Raw genomic sequence first — 21340 nt, forward strand, 5'->3', positions numbered from 1 at the left:
TTTATTGCTCGAACCCACCCATCGGTCAGAAGGGCTTGGAGCCGTCGGACCGGGATACATAAACCCACCTCAACGACCTGACGGCTGGCTTTCCTAAATGTACTTACCATCCTGCCCCGAACCCACGGAGCCTTCCGATCGATGGTTAAGGCTTGAGCTGCACGATAAACTAATCCACCGTAGTAATTTCTACCGTGGTTCCTTCTACCCCTTCGCCTTCAGCTGTTACAGTAATGGTTCCGGTTTCACCGGGGATACCACGTACAATAGCCAGAGCCAATCCATTAAAGGCTTTTCGGGTTTTGGAGGGAAATGGCGTAAAATTGGTAGGATCACCGTTATCAGTGGCTACAATTTCACCGGGTCCTTCAATGGAGAAGGTAATTTCATTATCGGCAACGGGTACGGTTCGTCCCTCTTCATCCACCACTTTCACAGTGATGAACGATAAGTCTTTACCGTCAGCAGCAATTTCATTGCGATCTGCCGTGGCATTTAAGACACTTGCTTTGCCCGTGGTTTCCACTACATCCTCTGCCCACTTCTCGCCGTCTTTATAGGCCACTACTTTCAGTTCACCGGGTTCGTAGGTAACATCATCCCAGCGCAAGCGATATTCAAATTCGCCCTTTTGTTTTCGTCCCAACGATTCGCCATTTAAGAACAATTCGGCTTCATCGCCGGAGGTAGCCACGTGAACGGGTGTAACTTCCCCTTCGCGGCCCGGCCAGTTCCAATGAGGGAAGATATGTGCCATGGCATGATCCGGTCGCCAGCGGGCCTGGTAAATATAGAAGCGGTCTTTTTTGAATCCCGCTAAATCCACGGTTCCAAAGTAGGAACTCCGGGAAGAATAATAAGGCGTGGGTTCTCCAATATAATCCCAACCCGACCATACAAATCCACCCGCCACATATGGATGCTGATCAATCGAGCGGAACACTTTATCAGCCGAAGAGCCGAAATCTACCGTATATAATTCATAAGCACTTACATAACCGGTTTCCGGGTTACCGCCTTTGCCCGGACTAATGGGTGAACTGACCGCATCCACTACCGGAAACAAATACGTTCCCCTGCTGCTTACCGCGGCCGCGTTTTCACTGCTCACAATCACACGATCCGGGTACGTTTCTTTGAAGGACGGATACAATGGCGGTGTGGTTATTCCCTGATCTCTTAAGTGAGAATATTCCCCATCATTCCGGATTCCTTCTCCCTGGTAATTCAAGCTGATCACTTCCACCGGATCGGGGAATTCCATAGGCGGTTTGGCATAGTTCATGGAAGCGGTGGTTAAGCGGGTCGGATCTTCATCTTTCATGATTTTCCGAAGCTTCATCGCCAGGTCGGCACCGTCCTGACCAGTGTATTGCTCGCCCACTTCATTGCCGGTACTCCACAGAATTACTGAGGGATGGTTTTTATCCCGACGAACCAATGCTCTCAGGTCCTGCTCGTGCCAATCGGGGAAGATCAGGTGGAAATCCAGTGGTGTTTTCTTGCGCTCCCAAACGTCAAAGCTCTCATCAATTACCAGCAAGCCCATGCGATCGGCCAATTCAAGCTGCTCGGGTGCCGGTGGGTTATGCGCCGTTCGGATAGCATTTACCCCCATTTCCTGCATGACCTCCAACTGCCGTTCAGCTGCTCGGGTATTAAACGCTGCGCCCAAAGCTCCTAAGTCATGATGTAAATTCACCCCTTTTAAATGGATGTGTTCCCCATTTACAACCACTCCACGTTCAGGATCCATCTCAATGGTACGAATCCCAAACTCTGTTTCATATTGATCCACAATTTCGCCGTTCACTTTTATGGTCGTAACGGCTTCATACATGTTTGGGGTCTGAGTTGGTGCAGGTCCCCATAACTTTGGATTTTCTAAAACAAGTGAGCCTGAAACTTTAGCACTTCCATTTGCCGAAACTTGTGTTTCAAAAGGATCAAAATGAGCAACAGCTCCCCCTTTTCGGTTTCCTTCTTCATCCAATTCGTAAACCTCAGTTTCAGCTACAGCCGTTTGATCTGAATCAGAATCATTATCAATGGTAACTTCCAAATCTATGGTAGCTGATTTTTCAGAAACTTCAGGGGTGGTGATATAGGTGCCCCACTGCGCCACATGCACCGGCTCGGTTTTGGTCAGCCACACATTGCGGTACAATCCACCACCGGGATACCAGCGGGAAGATTCTGGAGGATTATCCAAACGGATAGCCAGTTGGTTTTCCCCACCGGGTTCTACGTACGGGGTCAAGTCTAATCGATACGATGCATAGCCAAAAGGCCAGCCTCCCACCAGGTTTCCATTCAACCATACCATAGAATACGACATCGCTCCGTCGATATCCAAGAAAATAGACTTGCCGGCGTCAGAAGCCGGGATATCCAGATCTTTACGATACCAGGCTACGCCAGGACTTGGAAGTCGTCCCATACCTCCGGTTACTTCGGCATCAGGCCCTTCAAAGAAAGGTCCCTCAATGGCCCAGTCATGGGGCAAGGTCACGGCCTCCCAGCTGCTGTCGTCAAAATCAGCCTGTACGAATGGGAAGTCGCTGCCAGGATTTCCATCGGGTCGCTCATACCTCTTAGCCGGATCTTTGATAAAATCATTACCGGATGGCATAATCCAGGGCTTCAATACTTTGTCTGAGGACTCCACCTCCTGAGCCTCCGTAGGTTTGGTATCGGCATCCTGAGAATCATCATATTCCCCAATTTCGGGACGCACATCATAAATTAAGCTATCGGCATCTTCGGCTGATTCATACTTCATAAACCGCCAGCCGTCATTAATAGAAATTCGTTCGCGGGGTGATTGATCGCCTGTAGAATTTTGACAAGCCATCAAGCCCGTAACAAGGCCTACAAAAGCAGCTATTAACAAAAACCGGGAGGTACTTTCTTTCAAGTTTTGCATTAAATAATGATTCATGTTTTTCTGGTTAATAAATAAATCTGTTATTGAAATTTATCCGTCTGATATAAAAAGTAGTTTCTGCCATTTATTCAAAATAAGATCGGGCATACTCAATAAAGTAAGACCAGTTTGGCCCTGTGGTATGTCCGCCTTCGTGCTGACGAAAAGCGATCTCGCCTTCATCCAAATTGGCACCTAAAGGCGGAAAGTTATCGGTTGGAAGTCCACCGGCGCCTAAAAGCTCATACACCGGGCTGGCGTGCACTCCGGCCAAAAACATGCCTTTGGCATCCACCCAGGTGCCTTCAACATCAGGGGCTCCAACGCTTATAAACACTGGCCGGGTTGCACAAATGACAATGAGTTGATGGGCATCTACTGGCAGGTCGTCCACGGTAAGCGGTCCAGCATACTTGATAAAATTTCCAGCAAACCAATGGTACTCAGCAGAGCTGGCTAAATTCTCCACTTGTTCGCCCAAATTACGTCTTAATATTTTGGTTCCGCCTGCCCCGGAGGATCCTATAAAACCAATCGCTAACCGCGGCTCATAGGCCATGGCAACTATAGCCGCTTTTCCATAGCGCGAGAGTCCTTCAATACCCACACGATCCGCATCCACATTCGAATCAGTTTCCAGGTAATCGAGCGTTCGACTGGCACCCCAGGCCCATGCCCGTAATGTTCCCCAATCTTCAGGATCGCGGCGCTCTCCTTTATTGGTGAGACCGATAATGCCCTCTGTAAGTCCCGCTCCGTTATCCGCCTGGTAGCTCGTGGGAATAAGTTCTCCATATGCCCAGCCTTGTTCAAGCAGTTGTTCCTTCCAGGTGGGTCCCTCCCCTGATCTTGGAGGCGTAAATCCTTCCGGCCAGTTCCAGCCAAAATGAATCATAGCGGGTACCGGCTTTTCAGCATTTTGGGGAACCGTGAGCGTAAAATCGATTTCTACCTCAATCTCAGGATATGAGCTGTTATCTATCACTCCTCGTAAAGTTTTTACTGTGACCGGGTAATCCCCTTCCAGCGTGTCCGCTTCATTAATGATTTCCCAATTCACCTCAGGAATATTGTCTGGCAGGCGGCCATACATCTCGCGGTTAAACAGCTCTCTGATTTCAGCTTCCCGACGCTGCCAGTCTTGTGCATTATCAACCTTGGTTCCATCTTCAAAAACCAGCGGGTCAGGCAGTGTATATTCGCGCACATTAGCTTCTTTGGAATTGGCTGCATTCGGAGCTTCCGGATTGCCTGATGGACCGTGTCTAAGTTCAGAGATCCCCAATTTGTCCATCATGGCCTGATGATATTCGCGGCTGAGTTTATTCAGGCTATCGCGGGCTTGTTGGGAAAATTGAGCGAAAACACTTCCGTATAATCCCGTTAAAAAAATCAGCAGGCAGCAAAGCTTCTTCATAACGAAGGGGGGTCAGGCTTTTGTTTATTTAAATCCGCAGTTTGATAATGCCAAAATTCCCACAGACTTACAAGATTTTTTGCCCTCTAAATTGATCACTTTTTGTTCTTTGTTTGAGGAAAAAATCTCAACTCAAAATAAAAGAATGTCTTCTTTTCTGCTCGTTGCGGAACTCTGATCCGCAATGCCTTCCGGAGGCTCTGCCTCTATTATTTTGATAATCCCTATCGATGTTCGTCAACAAAATCCTGTGCACATACGCCCTTCATTGACACATATAGCCCAACCTCCGATTACGTTCAAAATCATTGCCCCCAACCGGGCGGAGGTTCTTGCTTTGTTTAACTTCATCCCCGCCCTTAAGGACGGGGCTATTTTCTTTTGTGGCTATGCGACTTTTTAAAATTCCATAACCTTGTGAATCCTGGAAATGCTGCACATCCCGGTTCATACATTATGTAGTTGAACCAAGATTTACAGGATTATAGGATTAGCAAGATTTTTGGCGAATAAATTTAAAGTTGAGGAATTCTCACTCCACCTTCTCCCCAACCAGTTCATTTCCGTTGATGATCAGGATCATCTTGTTCGCTTCAAAATGAATACCCAGTTCTCGAGTGTAAGCCAGGCCCAAGGTTCCATCCTCATGTTTTGCCAATACCTCTTCATTCATAAATAACTTTCCATCCACATTGCGAAGTCGAACCTGACTTGATTCCATCTGCAAATACGTCTTCATCTGCTCGGGATCAAACTGATAGAGCCCTAAATGCTCTTTATATTCAGCCGGATTAGCCAACTGCTTGGATTCCGGCGGAGTTACATCCTGTCCCAGACTGCTCAGGTATAAATCCCTCAGGATATCCAACACCGGTGTATTTCCCCAGTTGGACACGACGGCAATAAACAGCCCCGGTTCCGGCTCACGGATCATCACACTTTTGGTTCCATATCCGCTGCCGGCGGCCATCCGGATGGTATCATCCCCAAACTGCTTGATAGAAAACGCATAGCCCTCTGCCTCGTTCTCACTCGTTTGTACATGAGCTTCAAATAGCTTTGCCTGAAGTGTATCCGGCAAAAGCTCCCCTTTTTCCAGCGCCAGCATAAACCGGTACAAATCATCCGGCGTAGAATACAAGCCACCGCCGGCGGTAGGACCTATAATTTTGGTGCGCTGCGCTTCTTCAATGCCGTGAACGCCCAGGGTATATGGTACCGCCTGTTGAGCTACCACGGTACGTCCCTGGTACACACCCGTATTTTCCAATCCAAGGGGTTCAATAATATTTTCCGTGATGAGCTCCGAGTATGATTTCTCACCAACTGCTTCCAGAATAGCTCCTAACAAAATGAAACCGGCATTGGAATACTGATATTCTTCACCCGGCTCAAAAAGCAATTCCAGTTCATTCACTTTCCGCACCTGCTCTTCAAAAAAGAGCTCCTCCCAGGCATTTAGTCCCGCTTCACGGGGCAAACCTGAAGTATGCGATAGCAATTGATGCACGGTAATCTGATCTTTCCAGGGAGCAGTCAATCCAGAAAGGTATGCTCCTATCGGAATGTCCAAATCAATCTTTCCGGCTTGTACCATTTTCAGAACTGCAACGGCGGTAAAGGTTTTGGAGATAGAGTTGATGGAATTACGAGTAGTGGGCGTGTTGGGAATCTCAAAACTTCGATTGGCTAGTCCATAGCTTTGTTGGAACACCTCTTCGTCATCAAGCACCACTTTTACGGTGCCCGAGAAGCCATGTACTTCTTCATAGGCTTCCAATAGCTGACCGTAATCGGGAGAATCATTCGTTTGTTGGGCCGTCGCACTAAGCGTTGAAAGAAAAAGAATGGATACTGCAAAGAGGTATTGTACTAATCTCATGTATGATTGGATTATATTCTGGGAAATTATGCGAGCACCGGTACGTGCAGATTTGATTCTTGTTACTATCAGAATTCAAAGTCTTTTTTATTGATTACCGGCCCCTTTCTCTTTCCAAAACGGACAAGTCCGCCAGAGCAAGAGGACATGGTGAAGACCTACAAAACCATTTTTGGTATTTCGACCTTGGTCATTTTGGCTTTTTCCGTTTATGAATACCTGGCAATTCCAAACTCCTGCCAGCGCTTCCCGCCCGAAGTTTTAATTTACCTATCCTACATCATCCTTCACTTCACCGGCTTTATCTTCATCCAGCTTTTTTTTCTTGATGGGTTCAGCAAATCGCAAAATCAAAAAATTGACAAGGGATAGCAGTAAAGCAATTTCATACATACGAAAAGCTACTGAAACGCCTATCGCGCCGGTGTTCCAGATACTGGCTGCCGTGGCCGTGCCCCTGATATTTCCTTTAGATTTCAAAATTGCACCGCCCCCAATAAAGCCCATCCCAGTGATAATACCATAGGTAACCCTGGCGATGGATCCATCGGTATCAAAAATAGAAATTCCGATAAGCATGTAGCCACATGAGGCAATAGAAACCAGTGGGAATGTCCGTAGTCCGGCTGAACGGGCAGTCTTCTCCCTGTTAAGCGCAACCGGTAAGGCAAAAGCAAAGGCTACCAGCAACAAGGTTAGATTGCTTAGAATAAGCTGTAAGTCAAACTCCGAAGTAAACCAATATGAAAGTTCATCAAATCCCATAATCCATTGACCTTTATAATTTTACTTAACTTTTGTGATTTCAATTCAACAGGTCTCTCAACCTTGTATCAGCTGTTTTCCAGTCTTCGTTAAACGACCAAGTACGAGCCTATTGACTGTCTTCTCCTCCTGACCCTGCAGAGATGGTCTTATCCTGTCCGGCTCCCAGACCAAACAGCAACTGCAAAGCAGCCACGACCAAAAGCAAAATCAACGGAGGTGACCAGCTGTCAAACCAATCGTGCAAGGCGCCAAAGAGCGCCGGTCCGGCTGCTGCCACCAGGTAACCCACGGATTGAGACATCCCTGAAAGTCCAGTGGTGGTTTCTGAGTCCCAGGTACGCATCACCATGAACAAAAGCGCAAGTCCAAAGCTGCATCCCAGACTAAAGCCAATTAACACGGCCCATAGCGGAACAAAGGTGGTTCCAGGAATCAGGAATCCGGCAATACTGACCAATTCCATCAGGCAAACGCCCCAGACAATGCCTCGCTGGTCTGGCCTTTTTTCAGCATAAACAGGCAAAATGATAGTGCCCAATACACCGAAGGCCTGAGATAACGAAAGCATCCATCCAGCCTCGTTGGGGTTCATACCCTGGCTGATTAAAATTTCCGGCAGCCAAGCCAACACCACATAAAACAGAAAAGACTGCAGACCCATAAAAAGTGAGATCTCCCATGCCAGCCGGGAACGGCCTAAAGTCTTCAGAGATTTACGAATACGTACACTTCTGTCGGGCCGGGTATGATGTTTTAACTGGGGAATCCAGAAAATGATCCCTATCACTGCAATCACAGCCCAAATTCCCAAAGCATATCGCCATCCCAGGCCCAAATCCTCAGCAATGGGAACGCTGACTCCAGCAGCTATAGCAGCCCCCAATCCCATCAGGCTGGAATACAAACTGGTCATCCAGCCTTTACGATGAGGAAAATCCCTCTTTACCAGGCTGGGCAACAGCACATTACCCAATGCAATGCCCACACCCAATAACAGGGTTCCGCCAAAAAGCGCTGCAACAGGCACCAGTGAGCGTACGGCTATCCCAATTGTGATTAATCCTAAAGACATTCCCAGAGCTCCTTCAATGCCCCAACGGCGTGTAAACAACGGCGTGAGCATAGACAAGAACCCAAAACAAAGTAGCGGAAGTGTGGTTATCATGCCTACCGCGCCGTGTGAAAGTGCGGTAGATTGTTGAATGGCGTTCGCCAAGGGCCCCACGGCTGCTAAGGGTGAGCGTAAGCTAAGAGCTATAAAAACTATGCCGGCTATGAGCGTTATCCGGCCAATAAGGGATTCTCGATACATTAAAAACTTCTATCCAGTTCTGAGTATTAAAACGGGTAAAGTACCGGTGTTTGGACTTAATTACAGGGATTGATTTGTAAGGGATGTGTTAATGATCTTTGGCTACAGGACCCTTTCTCTGTCTCTTTCCCTAGCGGACAAAATCCGCCTGGGCAAAAGGACTCCCGGATGAGCTCACAATCCGTTTTCGTTATTTGGGCATTGGTCATTTTCCCTTTTCATGATGATGCTTGCAAACCGTATCAGAACTCATACACGGGTCTCCTTACTTAACGCACTTGCGCGTTAGTGATTGAACAAAGATTGGTCTACTTGCGAAGGCACCTTAGTTTTTGCCTGGCTGTAGATATTCCTCCCCAAAAATGCAGCAAAATCCGTATTTAGATGTTGTATTAATACTCTTTTTTCTTGACGGTATGGCATCCGAATTATATTTTAGTTTTATTAAAAAACGTTAATAATAGGTTTCGTGTTCTTAAATAGTATAGATAAAAAATAATCGGTCGCAATTAAATAAGTTGGTATGCCTGAGACATTTAATGTGTTATTGGTCGAGGATAATGAAAAACATCAGATTATTATCCAGCATGAACTGGATAAAGTAGATCTGGATATTGACTGTACCTGTCTTTTTTTAAAAGAAGATTTTATTGAGCATTTATCTTCACAACCTGTTGATTTGATCATCTCCGATTTTAAGTTGCCTAACTTTAGTGGTATGGAAGCCCTAAAGATGAAGAAAGAGCTAAAACCGGAAATACCTTTCATTTTTATTTCTGGTATGATGGGGGAAGATTTAGCCGTTGAAGCTATGCTGGCTGGGGCTTCAGATTATGTAATGAAGGAGGACATGCGCCGGCTAAACCCTGCGGTTAAACGTGAATTGCAACATCATTACAAGCAGGCCCAGAATCAGAAAAAACTGGCTGAGACGGAAGAAAAGTATAAGTCGCTGGTCCATTCTCTGGATGCCATTGTATGGGAAGCGGATGTTGATCCCCTCAGGCTTACGTTCATAAGTCCAAAATTTGAGCCTATTCTTGGATTTAATCATGTAGAATGGAATTCTGGTAATCGCTTCTGGTTGGACAAAGTACATCCAGATGACTATGGAGAAGTGAAAGATTTCTATGAAAAAGCTTCTTCAGCCGAGGGGGACTATCAACATGAGTTCAGGTTTATAAGGCAAGATGGAAAAGTTGTTTGGTTGATGGATTCTGTAACTACTTTATGGGTACAGGATTCGCTTAAAATGCGCGGACTGATAATAGATACCAGCGTTCAGCACCAGCGGGAAGAAAAACTTAAAGAGGCGCTGAAAGAGAAGAAAAGCCTGCTTTCTGAAGTCCATCATCGCGTTAAAAATAACCTGGCTGTTATTTCCGGAATGATGCAGCTGCAATATTTCAGTGAATCAAATCCCGAGGTACAAGAAAAGTTATTATCCAGTGTGGGACGAATTAAAACCATGGCACTAATCCATGAGATTCTTTATCACTCTGAAAGTTTTGGTAAACTCGATGCCGGATCTCACCTCCGGGATATTGTAGACTTGTCTAAAGATCATGCGAATTTTGAATCCTACAATATTTCTATTCAATCCGAACGCATTTATTTAAATATTAATCAAGCCGTCCCCTTTTTCCTGATTGTTCATGAAGTGATTGATAATACATTTCAACACGCCGTCCCCAACTCTGCAAACCATACAATTGATATTCATATCAAAACCAATAAACAACAGGTAAATCTGCAGATTACTGATTCAGGAAATCAACATAGTGTGGACTTGCCACATGATTTCTTAGAGAATGATTTATCCGAATCTGGACTTGGTATAACTATTATCAAAGAATTAACACGGCAGTTATGCGGTAACTGTTCCTATTCTGCCACTCAAGACGGTACCACTTTTAGCTTAGCGTTTGCTAAAGAAGACCAGCAAAAGGGCAGTACGGCCAATAGTCTGGTATTGTAGAAAAATTAGTTAACGTCAGTTCAATATAAAACTCGTCATTGCGAGTCCCGACGCTTAGGGAAGCAAATACCGGGCCTGTGGCGCACACTTGTGTAGGTAGCAATCTTCCGGATAATGCCTATGAGCTTTGTTCGGAGATCGCTTTGTTCCCGATTTCTCGGGACGATGACCAGCCTATTTTTACATCATTCTTATATCGAACTCACATTAGTTAGTTTAATAATGTGCCTTTGCATGCTTTAAGGTTTTTGCATCCTCCGGAGAAGGAACGGGAATGGTAAGAGTAATGGTAGTACCCTCGCCGAGTTTACTTACTACTTCCAGCTTGCAATTATGAATTTTTGCCAGCTGGTGGGATAACATCAATCCAAATCCGCTGCCATTCTTATTGATTTCATTTTTGTTTCTGGGATGAAATTTTGAAGAGAAAAGAGAATCAATTGTTTCTTCATCCATTCCTATGCCATAATCGGTAACAGCAATCGTATAAGCCGCTTCCCCTTCCTGCAAGCTGATGTCGATGTCAGCCCCCGGTTCACTAAATTTTATAGCGTTAGATAAAATATTACGCAGGATGGTAGCTATATATCTTTCATCAACAAATATTGGATGTTCCTGCTCATACTTCAGGTTTATATTCATATCCTTTTTAGTCAGCTGGTATTCCATCAACTCCAGTACATTGTTTATAAGCTTAACAGAGCTAACTTCCTCCTTTTGTACCATCAATTCACCGGATTGCATTCGTGCCCAGTTCAGTAAATCCGAAAGCAACATCCATACATCCTTGGAAGACTGATGAATCATACTTATGAACTTTCCAATCTTGGGATCAGGCTCGCTTTTCTCAAAGTCTTCCAACAATATCCTGGTAAGCCCGGTAATGCCATTTAATGGCCCCCTGAGATCGTGCCCAATCACCGCATACAATCTATCACGGGTAGCTATGAGATCCTCCAGCTGGTTATTCTGCTTCCGGAGTTGGTCTTTGGCCATTTTCAGGGATACGTGGGTTTCAACCCTGGCCAGTAACTCACTACTGTTAAAAGGTTTGGTTACATAATCAGCCCCGCCCAGTTCAAGGCCGAAGTTAATATTTTCCTGTTCCGCTTTAGCAGTCAAAAAGATTACGGGTATTTCGGCCAGATCAGGATCTCCCTTTAGTTCTTTACAGACTTCAAAACCGTCTTTTTCCGGCATCATCACGTCCAGTAGAATAAGATCCGGTTTCAAGTTTCTTACACTACTTAGCACCTGTAACGGGTCGTTCAAAGCTGCAATTTTATAACCCTCATCCCGCAGGGTGGTACCAAGCAGTTGCAAATTCTTGGGGATATCATCCACAATCAAGATCAGCGGGGTTTTATCTGGTTCTAACTCCATCATCTGTTTCTCATTCATTAATTAAGAAAGTTCTTTGCTTAATTTTTCATCGAATCTTTCAAACGTTTCAAGCAAGTGCTGAATGTGTTTCGTATCAAACACCTGAGCTGCACCTAAAAGTTCTGCTGCAAACAAACTTAATGAGGTAATATTAAGCTCATCGCCGATTGATAATATACTTTCTGCAAATGCCTCACATTCATCTATAAGAATTGCGTTGCGGTTTAACTGATTAAAAGGAAGATGTATTTTCTCTTCCCAAACTTTTTGCAATTGTTCTGTTTGTCGACTTGTCAATTTTTCCTCTCCCAAGGGTATGTTATCCTCTTTTTCTTTTTGGGTTTCCCCCACACTCAGTTGTCCACTGCTTTCTGCGCTATAGCCCAAAAAGCCGCCTATCTCCAGCAATAATTCCCGCTGGGTAACCGGTTTTCTTAAAAACCCATTAAAACCTTGTTCACGTGCTATCTCTTTATAAGTATTGAACCCAGAAGCGGTCAATGCTACCACTACTGCTTCTTTATTTTCTTGTTTGATGAGCTTTAGAGCCTCCAACCCATTCATACCGGGCATCTTAATATCCATCAGTATGAGATCAAATTCATACTGAGAACACAGGGCTACTGCCTCACTGCCCGATTCCGCTTCTATTATTTCCAGCGGTTGATCTGTAAGATACTCAGCCACAAGATCCCGATTCACTTTTATGTCATCAGCTATCAGGATTCTTCCGGGATTAAGTTTTATATCTTTGGCAGAATGTATATCCGCCTCATAAACGGGGACCACCGACGAAACCACGACATTATTTATGGCAAGAGTAAAAGTACTTCCCTCACCAAGTGTGCTTTTTACCGTAATTTCACCGTCCATTTTCTCAGCAAGGTTTTTACTAATAGAGAGCCCAAGACCGGTACCCCCAAAACGATTTGAAATCTCCCTACCCTCTTGTTCAAAAGCATTAAAAATACGGTCCAGCTTTTCTTCTTTAATACCAATACCGGTATCGGTTATTGCAATAGACAGATCCACACTACTGGCATCTATTTCTTCCATATCGGCCGTAACATTGATTTTCACACTACCCTCTTCTGTGAATTTGACCGCGTTGCCAATCAAGTTGAATAGGATTTGCTGTACATGACCGTCATCCATCAGTAAAGATTCCGGAATGGTATCATCAACCTCCAGCTCCAGCCCCAAACCTTTTTGATCGGCTTTCACCGAGAAAGTATCCACAACCTCTTTCACCACTCTGCTTACATTCGTGGGCACTAATTGGATTTCTTCCGCTCCGGCTTCAATTTTTGACAAATCAAGAATATCGTTAATGAGTTTAAGCAACAGCTTGCCACTGCTGGCAATATTCTCAAGATACTGTTTCTCCTTAGGGGTACTGGCCGTTTTTTCCAATAGTTCAGTAAAGCCAAGAATAGAGTTCATAGGGGTACGAATTTCATGGCTGATATTTGCCACAAACTGGCTTTTAGCCTGGTTGGCAAGTTCAGCTTCCTCTTTTGCCTGGACTAATTTGTTCTCCATTTCCTTACGGTCAGTCAAATCCTGGAACACGCCTACCATCTTAGTAACTTCGCCTTTGGCATTGGTTTTTACCGAACCAATTGCACGCACCCATTTATGGTTTCCTTTTGCAGATACAAATGGTAGCTCCAAATCCCATCCTTCTTTTGTTTCTATGGAACGATTTATAGCTTTGGTTATGGTCTCACGCGCCTTGCCATGATAATAGCTGATTCCATCCGCTACTTTTACAGGAGTTCCAACAGGAATTTCATGAATATGGTATACCTCATCACTCCAAAATAAATCTCCACTCTGAACATCAAATTCCCAGCCGCCTACATTGGCCATACCCTGGGCACTATTTAGTAGTCTTTCCAGCCTTTTTTGTTCAGTCACATCCTGAAAGGTACCTCTCAGTTTGTATACTTTATCATCTTCAACCACAGCTTTACCAATGGCTCTAACCATTCTCTCATTTCCTTTGGCCGTTACAAAAGGCAGCGTTAAATCGTATGGTTTACGAGTTTCAATGGTTTTCTCGATACATCGCTGAATTTTCTCTTTTGCTTCTCCGGGGAAAAAACTCAACCCCTCTTCTACTTTTAAATCCTTGCCTATAGGTAGTTCGTGTATACGATATACCTCATCGGTCCAGAATAATTCACCGGATTCCAGAGTATATTCCCAGCCTCCTACATTGGCCATAATTTGCGAATCATCAAATAGTTCGGCTGTGGTTTCCTGTCGGGTTACATCCTGCAGAGCACCTACCAATTTCTTCGCCTCCCCATTTTCCCATAGGGCCTCGCCGATTATACGAACCGTTTTATATGTTCCTTCCGATGTTTTAAGATTCGCTTTTAGATCAAAGCTTTCATTCTCAAGCATTGCTTTCCTAAAAGCTTCTTCAATCTTCTTCTTTGAATCTTTGGAAAAAAAGGTGATACCATTCTCATAATGAATATCTGAACCCGGTGGCATACCAAAAATACTGCGTACTTCATCGGTTACCTGCATCATGTTTTCTGTTAAATCCCACTCCCAACCACCTACAAGGGCAAGTGTTCTGGATTTTTTGTGCAGCAACTCAATATTTTTCCGGGGCGTGATGTTTCGCGATGTCGTTTGAAGGTGTACAATCTCCCCCTCATCATTGGTGATAATTTCCGTGGAGGTATCAAACCAAAGATAGCTTCCTTGTTTGTCCCTGATTCGGTATTCGAAAGATTTGGTAGGATTCTTTTCAAGTGCCTTTTGATGAGACTCGCTTTGAATTCTTTCTAAATCATCGGGATGAAACAATTCGTAGGGGGAAGTGCCTAAAAGCTCTTCAGGGGCATATCCTAAAATTTTATTTACTGAAGGAGACACATATTCATAGGTTCCATCCGGCTTGTGCAAGGCAATCATGTCGGAAGTATTTTCCGCTACCAGCTGAAAATGTTCTCTGCTTTCTCTTAGCTCTTCTTCAATTTTCTCACGTTCCAGTATTACTCCCAGCCAGTCTGATATTAACTGTATGATATCCCTGTCTGCAGTACTGAATCCGTCATTGGGCTGGGTTGAAGAAAAATTCAACGTTCCATATAGCTCTCCTTTCACATAGATAGGGATACCAATGTAAGACTCCAGTTTGAAGAATTCATAACAGGGATGATGAGCGTGCTCTGATTCTCCCATATTGGATATGTCCAACACATCGTCTTTCTCGACGGTAATATGACAATAGGTGTTTCTAAAATCGAAACGCATATCGGTTTCAAGCTCACTGTCTTCCGGGTAATAATGGCGCACATAGTAGCTATCGTCGATAATCTGGCTTACGATCCCTACTTCCGTGCCAAGCAAATTATTTGTGAGCTGCAAAGTTTGTTGTATCTGCTTTTGAAGATCAAAACTTTCCTGATGCAAAATTTTTACCAAAAGTTCCAGCCGATCGTTCAAATGGGTCAGGCTATCTTCTTGCTTTTTAAAGATTGTCTTATCGTAGATTAGTCCCAGGTAGCCTAACACCTCATCTTTACTGCTAGTAACAATTTTACCTACTGTTTCTCCGGTAAATACTTCCCCCGACTTTCTTCTGTAGTCCTTTTCATAATGCGAAACCTTTTTTGACGGCTCCGGCTTAAACACTTTATGGGTATCCAGGAAATCTTCTTCACTTGCATAAATAAATTGCGTGGTTTTGCCACGGGCTTCATCCAGGGTATATCCAAATATATCAGTAAATGCCTGATTTACAGCGATAATTTCCCTTTTGGGATTGGCAAGCACGGCTGCATCCGGCAGGATTCTAAAAATGGACCACAAGAACTCCTTGTCCAAGTATTCCAAAGTACTTTTTTTGTTGCTCATAGGACCTGATACTTGTTCAACCTAATATTTGATATTGCCTCTTTATCGGAAATCATTTTAGTTTCCTTAAAGCTTTTTTTCGATAGTTCAGAAATAACTCCCCTACCCTCTCTATAACTATCTTTGAAAATACTTGCTATCAATACAGGCTACTGATTATCGCTAATGTATAAATCCACAACTACAACACAAAAAATTGAACAACCAATTTGTTTTTTAGCCTCTTTTCATTGTTAGAATTATCTCAGAAATTCTCTTTGTATCAGATGAAACTTTTGTTGAACCAATCCTTATTGCATCCAAAATCAACATTTTATATCGCATGACTCTCCGCGAATACATTAAGAAAAGAAATGGTCTTCCGCTCGGTGCTTCCGGCTCATTAAAAGCTATGCTGAGGCGATCCCTTGGTGCGTCTTCACCACGACAGTTTTGGCAGTACTGGAATCCAATCTTCGGTTATTACCTTGGCAAATATGTGCATGGGCATGTCAGAAAAGTGTTGCCCTCTTCTCTTTCCCTGCTTATCACTTTTGTAGTTAGCGGGTTGATACATGACCTGGTTACCTTTGCAGTAAGTGGCTCTACTTCTTTCTTTTTTGGGATCTGGTTTTTATTCCTTGCCCTGGGCCTGCTTGCCGGTGAACTATTCAATTGGGACCTATCCAAACTCTCTCTTCCTGGACGGATGGTGGTCAACATAGCATACCTGTCAGGCTTTTTCGTACTCAGCTTTGCATTGGTTTATGGATTTTGAAATTCCACGTAACAGGATTACAACTGTGCACTCAATTCCATAAAACAAAGGGTTTCAGCCCAATAAAAATACGGTCACGATCAGGTAGCATGAAGAAAGCAGGATACTAAGCGGTATCATTACTTTTCTCTCTTTAGCACTTTTGGAGTTGAAATTTCCAATGATGCTAAGCAAAAAAATCCCCGTCAAAATAAACACCGTGATTCGTGATATAGCTTCCGGGATGATGCTCGAAAAACCGGTAGCAGCAAGTACAGAGAATCCGGCAAAAATCAGTATCAGAAATGAAATAAAACTTCCCAATCGCAGAGATAAGGGAAGCTTTTTATGAAAACCTCCCCAGGCCCATTCTCCCCATTGTACTCCAAGTACAAGTAACATCTGAAAAACAGCCAGTAAGAAGGTTAAGAAGGCTGCAAAAATACCTGCGGTCCTTTCCAGCCTTAAAGACTGTTGATATGTTGATGCTACTACAGTCGCTGTATCCGATAAGCTTACGGTACACTCCGTGGTACTCATTGTGTAGCTTGAGTTCACTATAATTACATCGTCAGATTCCTTATAGTGCAGTAAATTACCGGTATCAAGGGTATGCCTTACCGCTTCTACCGATTGCCCCTCATTAAACATGGAGCACAAAATGCGCACTTCCTTCTCGGCTTCAAACCAGTACACCACCCCTGCCACATAGATTAAAAAAAGCGCAATGCCTAAAATAGTTAGTATTGTTTTATACATCCTTTTTCCGTCAAGATAGTAAATCGTTTAATACGGGCCCCAGCTAATTGCAGAAACCCGGTACAAGTCCGTCTAAAAGCTACCGGAATTGTAAAGAATAAAGGCTACTTAATTCATCAAATATTCATAAATGTTTTGAGGACATTTTTGCCGTTTTGAGATGGTGAATTTTTACAAAAAAATTACACCAAAACTTCTACTTCATAAACCGATTATTAATGTTGGTTTTACCCTTCCTATAGCTTTATACCCTGCCCATTCACCAGCCCTTAATCGTTAATAAAAACGATTTACGGGTAAAGAAGATCATGCTCAAGCCGATAATGTAGAAAGAAATTTTATCAGTAAAATCATTGCCCCTAAAAGCTGTTTTGGATGCTCGCTTTTATGGGCATAAGGAGTAACAATATTATGAATCATAAGCTATCCATTAACCAGAAAATGTGGATTACTGCCAGTCTCATTTCCATCATGTTTCTGCTTCTTCTATTCTTCTTTAACAGAACTCTTAGCAAGTCTGAAAATATCGGAATTTCCAATGCTTCTGAAGTGATGTATGAGGACCAGAAAGACAAAGTTAAAGTGGCTACCCATAGCATGGCACTTTCTCTTGGAGAAATCATCAAATCTGAACAGGATGATCAACAGCAATTAGAAATTATCCGGGGTGCAGTGGACCCTATTCGCTTTGAAAGCGATCAATCCGGCTACTTCTTTGTTTATCATAAAACAACGGTGGTTGCCCTGCCCCCAAAGAAAGAATTGATTGGTAACGACCTTAGTGACTCTAAGGATACCCAGGGAATATATTTTGTACGGGAGCTTTATAAAGAAGCCAAAAATGGCGGAGGATTTGTGGATTATGTATTCCCCAAACCAGGCGCAGGTGATCAACCCAAAATTGGCTATGCAGAAATGATTCCGGGTACCGATTATTGGATAGGGACCGGCGTTTACCTGGATAATATAGCCACAACAAGAGCTCACATTGAAGAGCAGATCGGCGAAGCGGTTCGTTCCCAAAACCTGATTATGTACCTGTTCGTGGTTCCCTTGTTTCTTGGAATTTTAGTGGCTCTATTCTTCATTTCCAGGAGTATTGTAATCCCACTAAGAAAAGTATCGGAAAACTTAAGTGATGCTGCCAACCAGGTTTCTTCGGCCTCGGCCATGGTGTCACAATCGGGACAATCTTTGGCTGAAGGCTCAACACAACAGGCTGCTTCCATTCAGGAAACTTCTGCTTCTCTCTCTGAATTGAACAGTAAGACCCATGAAAACAGTGAGAATGCCCGGCGGGCTGATCACTTTATGCAGGAAACAAATACCGTAATAGAATCCGCCGACCAGGAAATGAAGAACCTGGCTATTTCTATGACTCAAATTTCGGAATCAAGCAATGAAATACACCGGATTATTAAAACGATTGATGATATCGCCTTTCAAACCAATCTGCTTGCATTAAATGCGGCCGTTGAGGCTGCCCGTGCCGGAGACGCCGGAGCAGGTTTTGCCGTGGTTGCCAGCGAAGTTCGAAGTCTTGCCGTACGTGCAGCAGAATCAGCCCGAAACACCACACAGCTTATAGATACCACTTCAAAGCGTATTCAGGAAGGCGAAGAATCTGCCGAACGAACAAAAGTAGCCTTCTCCCAGATTCAGGACTCCTCTTCTAAAGTTGCGGATATCATCGCAGAGATTTCAACAGCCTCGGAAGAACAAGCCAACGGAATTGAACAAATCAGCACAGCGGTAAATGAAATGAATACCGTAACCCAGCAAAATACTGCCACCGCTGAGGAAGCCGCTGGCTCTTCGGAAGAAATGGCCGCCCAGGCTAAGGAAATGGAGAATATGGCCGTTGAACTCAGCCTGGTAGTGAACGGAAATCAAAACCAGTCGGCTTTAAAAACATCTTTTAGCCCGTCGCTGAAGAGCTTTGCCCCGGGTAAAAAATCATGGGCCCTGCGCTCCTTCCTGATACTGCTCTTTGCCACTTTTGGATTGGCAAAGGCCCAGACGGTAAAGATAGGTGGCTTCGTATCCAGTGAGACCTACTTTGACAGCAAAGAAGGCATAGCCTCACGCGAGTCAAATGTGTTATTGTTCTCCAAAAAGCCCATGTATGATAACCTGGGCAACGACCTCACCGATGTACGGTCGTTTCACATGGTATCCTTTAACAGCCGCCTGCGGGCATCTGTTTCAGAGGTTGAAGCCTTTGGAGCCAAAAGCAGTGCCGTCATTGAATTCGACTTCCTTGGCACCGGCGAAAGCTTCGTTAATATGCCCCGCATGCGCCATGCCTATGTCAATCTTGACTGGGAGAAAAGTAGCCTGCTGATGGGACAATACTGGCACCCCATGTTCAATCCCATCTGTTTCCCTCAGGTGATGGGCTGGGGTGGCGCAGCGCCTGTAAACGTTCTATCCCGCAACAACCAAGTGAGGTTTACTTACCAGCTTAGTCCCAGTGTTTCTGCTAATATCAGTGCCCTATCTCACCGGGATTTCACCAGCAACGGTCCGGACGGTTATTCTTCCAAGTACATCCGCAATAGTGGTATCCCGGAAATGAACCTTCATATGGAATATAAAAACGAGTCGATCATGGCCGGCTTTACCTCTGGGTTCAAGTCTATCAAACCGAGAACGGTTACCCCGGCCGGTTATAAAACCGATGAAACTTTACAAAGCTGGCACGCAAACGCATTTATCACCTACACATCAAAGAAGATACATGCCAAGTTCACCACTATCTACGGGCAAAATATGACCAACTTCCTGATGATTGGCGGTTATGCTGAAAAAAGTGTGCAGCCTGAAAAAATCACCTACACCAACCTGACCACCTCCTCCTATTGGACGGAAATAAGCAGTCGCGGGGAAAAATTCAAAGCCGCCCTTTTTGCCGGATATACGATCAATCATGGCGCCAGCGAAACCATTATTGGCTCTACTCCTGTGTTCTACGGCAGAGGCACGGACATTGCCTCCATATACCGCATCGCTCCTCGTATCACCTTTAAGAATGGCCCGCTGTTGTGGGGACTGGAATACACCTGGACTTCAGCAGCCTACGGCACACCCGATATAAAAGGAAAAGTGCGTAATACGGAAGATGTATCCATGTACCGCATTCAGATAGCCGCTATTTATACTTTCTGATAGAAAACCCTTACTTTACAACCCGGTCTTATAATTCCAGGCCGGGTTGTCCTCGTTACGAATGTCTCGTTCGTAATGCCTGCTGGAACCTCTGGTTCCAAGTAGATGATTAGGAGCTAAAGCGGACATCATATTGAACCATGATTTTGGGGATTTAAGGATGAACAGGATTTGAAAAAATCATCCATCAAACATCGGTCCGTCGGTCTATCGCACATCTATTGAAAAACATCTCTCAATTAGAAAAGCCATCATTCATTTATCCCTCCAGGATTTATAACCCAAAGCACACAATACTAACCACTCATCATTCACAACTACTTACACCTTGAACCTATAATCTTGTCCCTTACCCCTCACTTATTCTATAGGCACAACGCCTGCCATCACTCAACAGATGCTCTACCCGGGTTACCTGTACATCCTCTCCAAGTAAGGCTTTGAAGGTTTGCAATTCTGCCCGGCAAAAGCCCTGACATGCTTTGGCCGCCAAGCAAATGGGACAATGGTTTTCAATAAAAATAAATGCATCATCTTCTTCTTTATACTCCGCCATGTATCCTTCACGGCTTCGGATTTCTGCCAGTTTCTCAATGCGAGTTTCCAGACTTGAATACTCATTGATTTCGGCAGAATACCGCTCTTGCATATTTTTTTCATGGCGGGATATAACCTGATCTACCGCTTCTTCACCCAAAGTATCGCGCATCATTTGTATAAGATTGGCAGTAAGCTTTGCGTGGGCATCGGGAAAACGGTCGTGCCCTTTTTGAGTCAACGACCAAATTTGCTTTGGTCGGCCGCGCCCTTCGGCTACCGATTTTGACTGCACCAATCCCTCCTTTTCCAGCTTCAACAGATGGAAACGGGCACCTTCGGTCGTAATCTTTAAGGAATCAGCTATCCCGGATATAGATTTAGGACCGCCTCGCTTGAGGATTTCCAGAGCTTTTTCATTTTCTGCTAATTGCGTCTGCATTGTGCACAAGAATTAATCGATAGAATTGCCTTTTATATTACTGAATTCGTGTTGAACAGTAAATTCATCACCCTTCTTAAAAACTTATACCAGTGATAAAGAGTAATTATACTAATAAACAAAGTGATTATTTTGTTTATTGTAATTCTTTGG

At 44.2% G+C, this 21340-nt stretch carries 12 protein-coding genes and 1 pseudogene; 4 read left to right on the forward strand and 9 right to left on the reverse strand.

The annotated features are described in order from the left end of the window. Positions 1-169 precede the first annotated feature (169 nt). From galB to FN815_RS02385, 5 genes are all read right to left on the reverse strand, one after another. Complete coding sequence (gene galB / locus FN815_RS02365) at positions 170-2941, reverse strand: beta-galactosidase GalB (protein WP_221930215.1); 2772 nt, start codon at positions 2939-2941, stop codon at positions 170-172. Between the two features lie 70 nt (positions 2942-3011). Beyond that, entirely contained in the window at positions 3012-4343 is a 1332-nt protein-coding gene (locus FN815_RS02370) for a glucuronyl esterase domain-containing protein (RefSeq protein WP_142452980.1), read from the reverse strand. 532 nt (positions 4344-4875) lie between these two features. After that, entirely contained in the window at positions 4876-6225 is a 1350-nt protein-coding gene (locus FN815_RS02375; RefSeq protein WP_142452981.1) for a serine hydrolase domain-containing protein, read from the reverse strand. 270 nt (positions 6226-6495) lie between these two features. Then, positions 6496-6990, reverse strand: coding sequence for an MgtC/SapB family protein (locus tag FN815_RS02380; RefSeq protein WP_142452982.1), 495 nt, complete (start codon positions 6988-6990; stop codon positions 6496-6498). Between the two features lie 109 nt (positions 6991-7099). After that, complete coding sequence (locus FN815_RS02385; protein ID WP_142452983.1) at positions 7100-8305, reverse strand: CynX/NimT family MFS transporter; 1206 nt, start codon at positions 8303-8305, stop codon at positions 7100-7102. A gap of 523 nt (positions 8306-8828) precedes the next feature. On the opposite strand from FN815_RS02385, the gene FN815_RS02390 reads away from it, so the two are divergent. Next, complete coding sequence (locus FN815_RS02390; RefSeq protein ID WP_142452984.1) at positions 8829-10283, forward strand: histidine kinase dimerization/phosphoacceptor domain -containing protein; 1455 nt, start codon at positions 8829-8831, stop codon at positions 10281-10283. Positions 10284-10499: 216 nt separating this feature from the next. On the opposite strand, the gene FN815_RS02395 is transcribed toward FN815_RS02390, so the two are convergent. Together FN815_RS02395 and FN815_RS02400 are read right to left on the reverse strand one after the other, a co-directional pair. After that, positions 10500-11684 carry a hybrid sensor histidine kinase/response regulator gene (locus tag FN815_RS02395; RefSeq protein WP_142452985.1) on the reverse strand — a complete coding sequence of 395 codons (1185 nt, stop codon included), beginning with the start codon at positions 11682-11684 and terminating at the stop codon, positions 10500-10502. Positions 11685-11687: 3 nt separating this feature from the next. Next, positions 11688-15545 carry a PAS domain S-box protein gene (locus FN815_RS02400; protein ID WP_142452986.1) on the reverse strand — a complete coding sequence of 1286 codons (3858 nt, stop codon included), beginning with the start codon at positions 15543-15545 and terminating at the stop codon, positions 11688-11690. A 322-nt stretch (positions 15546-15867) separates the two neighbouring features. On the opposite strand from FN815_RS02400, the gene FN815_RS02405 reads away from it, so the two are divergent. After that, on the forward strand, positions 15868-16302 hold the full coding sequence (locus FN815_RS02405; RefSeq protein WP_142452987.1) for an MBOAT family protein: 435 nt from the start codon (positions 15868-15870) through the stop codon (positions 16300-16302). A gap of 54 nt (positions 16303-16356) precedes the next feature. Here the strand turns inward: FN815_RS02405 and FN815_RS02410 are convergent, their stop codons facing one another. Continuing rightward, positions 16357-17040, reverse strand: a complete 684-nt coding sequence (locus FN815_RS02410; RefSeq protein ID WP_142452988.1) for a hypothetical protein — start codon at positions 17038-17040, stop codon at positions 16357-16359. Positions 17041-17592: 552 nt separating this feature from the next. Between FN815_RS02410 and FN815_RS19305 the strand changes: the two are divergent. Together FN815_RS19305 and FN815_RS02415 are read left to right on the forward strand one after the other, a co-directional pair. Then, positions 17593-18024, forward strand: a pseudogene (locus tag FN815_RS19305) (cache domain-containing protein); the annotation flags it as partial. A 327-nt stretch (positions 18025-18351) separates the two neighbouring features. After that, positions 18352-20208, forward strand: a complete 1857-nt coding sequence (locus FN815_RS02415) for a methyl-accepting chemotaxis protein (protein WP_425461069.1) — start codon at positions 18352-18354, stop codon at positions 20206-20208. A 349-nt stretch (positions 20209-20557) separates the two neighbouring features. Here the strand turns inward: FN815_RS02415 and FN815_RS02420 are convergent, their stop codons facing one another. Further along, positions 20558-21187: a helix-turn-helix transcriptional regulator gene (locus FN815_RS02420; RefSeq protein ID WP_142452990.1), complete on the reverse strand. Its 630-nt coding sequence runs from the start codon at positions 21185-21187 to the stop codon at positions 20558-20560. Positions 21188-21340: the final 153 nt, after the last annotated feature.

It is taken from the genome of Gracilimonas mengyeensis (assembly GCF_900182705.1).
GTDB classification, from domain to species: domain Bacteria; phylum Bacteroidota; class Rhodothermia; order Balneolales; family Balneolaceae; genus Gracilimonas; species Gracilimonas mengyeensis.

Coding starts and splice junctions, on each gene's coding strand:
- galB (WP_221930215.1), bottom strand. CDS start 2,941: ATGAATCATTATTTAATGCAAAACTTGAAAGAAAGTACCTCCCGGTTT.
- FN815_RS02370 (WP_142452980.1), bottom strand. CDS start 4,343: ATGAAGAAGCTTTGCTGCCTGCTGATTTTTTTAACGGGATTATACGGA.
- FN815_RS02375 (WP_142452981.1), bottom strand. CDS start 6,225: ATGAGATTAGTACAATACCTCTTTGCAGTATCCATTCTTTTTCTTTCA.
- FN815_RS02380 (WP_142452982.1), bottom strand. CDS start 6,990: ATGGGATTTGATGAACTTTCATATTGGTTTACTTCGGAGTTTGACTTA.
- FN815_RS02385 (WP_142452983.1), bottom strand. CDS start 8,305: ATGTATCGAGAATCCCTTATTGGCCGGATAACGCTCATAGCCGGCATA.
- FN815_RS02390 (WP_142452984.1), top strand. CDS start 8,829: ATGCCTGAGACATTTAATGTGTTATTGGTCGAGGATAATGAAAAACAT.
- FN815_RS02395 (WP_142452985.1), bottom strand. CDS start 11,684: ATGAATGAGAAACAGATGATGGAGTTAGAACCAGATAAAACCCCGCTG.
- FN815_RS02400 (WP_142452986.1), bottom strand. CDS start 15,545: ATGAGCAACAAAAAAAGTACTTTGGAATACTTGGACAAGGAGTTCTTG.
- FN815_RS02405 (WP_142452987.1), top strand. CDS start 15,868: ATGACTCTCCGCGAATACATTAAGAAAAGAAATGGTCTTCCGCTCGGT.
- FN815_RS02410 (WP_142452988.1), bottom strand. CDS start 17,040: ATGTATAAAACAATACTAACTATTTTAGGCATTGCGCTTTTTTTAATC.
- FN815_RS02415 (WP_425461069.1), top strand. CDS start 18,352: ATGCAGGAAACAAATACCGTAATAGAATCCGCCGACCAGGAAATGAAG.
- FN815_RS02420 (WP_142452990.1), bottom strand. CDS start 21,187: ATGCAGACGCAATTAGCAGAAAATGAAAAAGCTCTGGAAATCCTCAAG.